Here is a 3,911-nt window from a genome sequence, read left to right as displayed (position 1 = left end):
CGGCGGCGGGGGAGGCGTCCCCGGCAACCGGAAGGCAACCCGACGGTAACCGAAAGTGTCCGACACGGGGCTGTCCGGAACGGGGGGAAGGGGCTAGGGTGACCGTGTGCACGCGCAGACCGAGCTTTTCTGGTGGTGGACCGCTCCCCCGGCGGCCCACTGAAGCGCGCACCCACCACGACGCGAGAGGCCGCCTCCGGGCGGCCTCCCGCGTTTTCCGCGGAGCACCCGCCCGGGCGACCCATCCCGACCCGGAAGGACTCCCCGTGCCGGCTCTCCCCGAGACCCCCGACGGCGCCGCCGCCCGTTCTGTGCCCGATCCCGGTTCCGACCCCCTCGACCGGCCGGCCGGGCCACGATCACTCCTCGACCGCCTCGTCGCCGCCTCGTACCGGGAGGACTGCCCTCCCTTCGCCCTGCTGCACCGGCGGACCCCGGGGCGTCCCGGGGACCGGGTGGAGGTGCTGACCGGCCCCATCCGGCGGCCCGACCTGCTGGCCGACCTCCCCGTCGGGGACCCGGCGGCGGGCCCCGCCGGGGTCCTCGCGCTGCTGCCCTTCCGACAGATCCGCGAACGGGGCTTCGAGGTCACCGACGACGGGACCCCGCTGGTGGCCATGGTCCCGGAGGAACGCGCCGACGTGCCGCTCGGGGAGGTGACGGCCGCGCTCCCCGCCCACGGGGTGCGCGTGCGCGACGGTGCCTTCGACATCGGGGACGAGGAGTACGCGCGGATCGTGGAACGCGTGGTGCGCGAGGAGATCGGCACCGGTCAGGGGGCGAACTTCGTCGTCCGCCGAGCCTTCCGGGGGACCCTGGAGCCGACCCCCGCCTCCCCGGGCCCCGCCGGGCGGGACGTCCCCGCCGGGCGGCGCCCGGGGGGCGCCGGCTTCCGGGTGGCCGACGCCCTGGTGCTCTTCCGTCGGCTGCTGACCGGCGAACGGGGCGCCTACTGGACCTTCCTGGTGCACCTCGGGGATCGCACGCTGGTGGGCGCGAGTCCGGAGGTGCACGTGCGGATGACCGGCGGCACCGTGGTGATGAACCCGATCAGCGGCACCTACCGCTACCCGCCGCAGGGCCCCGACCTCGACGGCCTGCTGGAGTTCCTGGGCGACCGCAAGGAGCGCGAGGAACTGTCCATGGTGGTGGACGAGGAACTGAAGATGATGTGCGAGGTCGGCGACCGGGGCGGGGTGGTGATCGGCCCCCGGCTGAAGGAGATGTCCCATCTGGCGCACACCGAGTACGAGCTGCGCGGACGCACCGGGGCGGACGTGCGGGACGTGCTGCGGGGCACCATGTTCGCGGCCACCGTCACCGGTTCCCCGGTGGAGAACGCCTGCCGGGTGATCAGTCGGTACGAGCACGGCGGCCGGGGCTACTACGCGGGGGCCCTGGCCCTGCTGGGGCACGATCGGGCGGGCGGGCAGTCGCTGGACTCCCCCATCCTGATCCGCACCCTGGACATCGCCCGGGACGGGCGGCTGGCCCTGCCGGTGGGCGCGACGCTGGTGCGCGACTCCGACCCCGCCGGGGAGGTGGCCGAGACCCGGGCCAAGGCCGGCGCCGTGCTGACCGCCCTGGGGGTACGGGCCGCGCCCGCCGCCGGCGCGCCAAGGGGGGCGCTCCGTCCGGCGGAGGTGCCCCCGTTGGCGGAGGTGCCCCGGGTGCAGGCCGCGCTGGCGGCGCGCCGGGCCGACCTGGCACCGTTCTGGCTGAAGATGCAGCCGGGCCCGGGGCGGCGCCCGGATCGCGGGCACGCCCTGGTGGTGGACGGCGAGGACACCTTCACCTCGATGCTCGCCCACCTGCTGCGGGCGGTGGGGCTGGGGGTCACCGTCCGTCGCTTCGACTCCCCCGGGCTGCGGGAGGCGGCGCTCGCCCACGAGGGACCGGTGATCCTGGGCCCCGGTCCCGGCGACCCCGGTGATCCGCACGACCCCCGGATCGCGCTGCTGCGCGGGCTGGCCGCCGACCTGATCCGCGAGCACCGCGGCGGCCTGCTCGGCGTCTGCCTGGGGCACGAGCTGATCGCCGCCGAGGTGGGGCTGGAGATCGTCCGCAGGGCACAGCCCTTCCAGGGTGCCCAGGAACGGATCGACCTGTTCGGCACCCCGGAGACGGTGGGCTTCTACAACTCCTACACCGCGCGCTGCGACGACGAGGCGCTCGGGGAGCTGGCGCTGCACGGGGTGGCGGTCGCCCGGGACCCGCGCAGCGGCGAGGTGCACGCGCTGCGCGGTCCCGGTTTCGCCGGGGTGCAGTTCCACCCCGAGTCGGTCCTGACCCTCAACGGTCCGCGTGTCGTGCGCTCCCTGCTGGACGCGGCGGCGGCGCCGGTCGTCCCGGCGGGCGCGGAGGACACCCGACCCGCCTGAGGCGGTCCCGGCCGTCCCCGGGGCGGGGACGGCCGGGTCCCGGTGGTCAGTCCGCGAGCGGCACCGGCAGCCCCGGGGCGACCAGGGTGTTCTCGTTGGTCCGGCCGGCGAGGTAGTCGTCGACGTTGCGGACGGTCGCCTCCACGATCTGGCCCACCGCCTCCCGGGTGTAGTACGCCTGGTGCGAGGTGACCAGCACGTTCCCGAAGGTCATCAGGCGGGCCAGGGTGTCGTCGGCCACCACCTCCAACGACTTGTCCATGAAGAACAGTCCGGCCTCGGCCTCGTAGACGTCCAGGCCCACCCCGGTGAACCGGCCGCGCCGCAGTTCGTCGACGAGGGCGTCGGTGTCCACCAGTCCGCCGCGGCTGGAGTTCACCAGGATGGCGTCGTCCCGCATGGCCCGCAGCGCCGCCCGGTCGATCAGGTGATGGGTCTCCGGAAGCAGCGGGACGTGCAGACTGATGAGGTCCGCCTCGGCGAGCAGGCGGGGCAACTCCACGTACTCCATGCCGAGTTCCTCGCACTCCGGGTTGGGTGCGACATCCCACCCCAGCAGCCGCATCCCGAACCCGGCGGCGATCCGGGCGAAGGCCCCGCCGATCTTCCCCGTCCCGATGACCCCGGCGGTGGCGCCGTGCATGTCCCGGCCCAGCAGGCCGTCGAGGCGGAAGTCGAACTCCCGGGTGCGGCGGGCGGCGCGCACCACCCGGCGGTTGACCGCCATCGCCAGCGTCCAGGCGAACTCGGCGACGGCGTGGGGCGAGTAGTACGAGACCCGGGCGACGGTGAGCCCGAGCCGGGCGGCGGCGGCCAGGTCGATGTTGTTGAAGCCGGTGGCCCGCTGGGCGATCATCCGGGTGCCGCCGGCCGCGAGGGTCTCCAGCACGTCGGCGCCGAGGTCCGCGTTGACGCTGACCGTGATGATCTCGTGGCCCGCCGCGATGGGGGCGGTGTCGGCGTTGAGGAAGACGTCCAGGGAGTGCACACGGCGCTCCCCGAAGGCTCCTTCGAGCAACGGTCGCTCGTCCGCCTGGACGCCGAAGGCGAGGATGGTCACGGTGGTGCGCCTCCTGATGTTCCCGCCGACCGTCGGCCGTGCCGCGGTCGGTCGTCCGATGTCGACCGTCTTCCGTGCGGTGTCCCGGGTCCGGTGCGCGCGCTGCCCCCGGCGCGCGGTGGGCGCTCAGCCCCGGCGGGGGAACCGCCCGCCGCGTCCCGACGCGTCGGTGCCCTCCCCGACTCCGTTGTCGGGATCGGCTCCGGGGCCGGGATCGACGCCGGGGGCCGACCCGTCGTCCAACCCCTGCTCGATGGCGTACCGCACCAACTCCACCCGGTTGTGCAACTGGAGCTTGCCCAGGGTGTTCTGTACGTGATTCTGGACCGTGCGGTGCGAGATCACCAACCGATCGGCTATCCGACGGTACGTCAGGCCCTTGGCCACCAGGCGCAGGACCTCGGTCTCCCGGGCGGTCAACCGGGGCACGCCGGCGCCGGGGCGGGCTCCGCCGGCCGGGGTTCCCGGGG

At 74.7% G+C, this 3,911-nt stretch carries 2 protein-coding genes and 1 pseudogene; 1 reads left to right on the top strand and 2 read right to left on the bottom strand.

Going from position 1 to position 3,911, the window contains the following annotated elements; genetic code table 11:
- The first annotated feature begins 311 nt into the window (after window positions 1–311).
- Window positions 312–2,381 carry a chorismate-binding protein gene (locus tag FOE67_RS19055; RefSeq protein ID WP_182665923.1) on the top strand — a complete coding sequence of 690 codons (2,070 nt, stop codon included), beginning with the start codon at window positions 312–314 and terminating at the stop codon, window positions 2,379–2,381.
- Window positions 2,382–2,427: 46 nt separating this feature from the next.
- On the opposite strand, the gene FOE67_RS19050 is transcribed toward FOE67_RS19055, so the two are convergent.
- Together FOE67_RS19050 and FOE67_RS19045 are read right to left on the bottom strand one after the other, a co-directional pair.
- Window positions 2,428–3,441: a 2-hydroxyacid dehydrogenase gene (locus FOE67_RS19050; RefSeq protein WP_182665921.1), complete on the bottom strand. Its 1,014-nt coding sequence runs from the start codon at window positions 3,439–3,441 to the stop codon at window positions 2,428–2,430.
- Between the two features lie 234 nt (window positions 3,442–3,675).
- Window positions 3,676–3,911, bottom strand: a pseudogene (locus FOE67_RS19045) (response regulator transcription factor); the annotation flags it as partial.

The sequence above is a fragment of the Streptomyces calidiresistens genome, assembly GCF_014141525.1.
GTDB lineage: Bacteria > Actinomycetota > Actinomycetes > Streptomycetales > Streptomycetaceae > Streptomyces > Streptomyces calidiresistens.
Note: the sequence above shows the minus strand (reverse complement) of the source record. Positions and strands in the feature narration are given on the sequence as shown.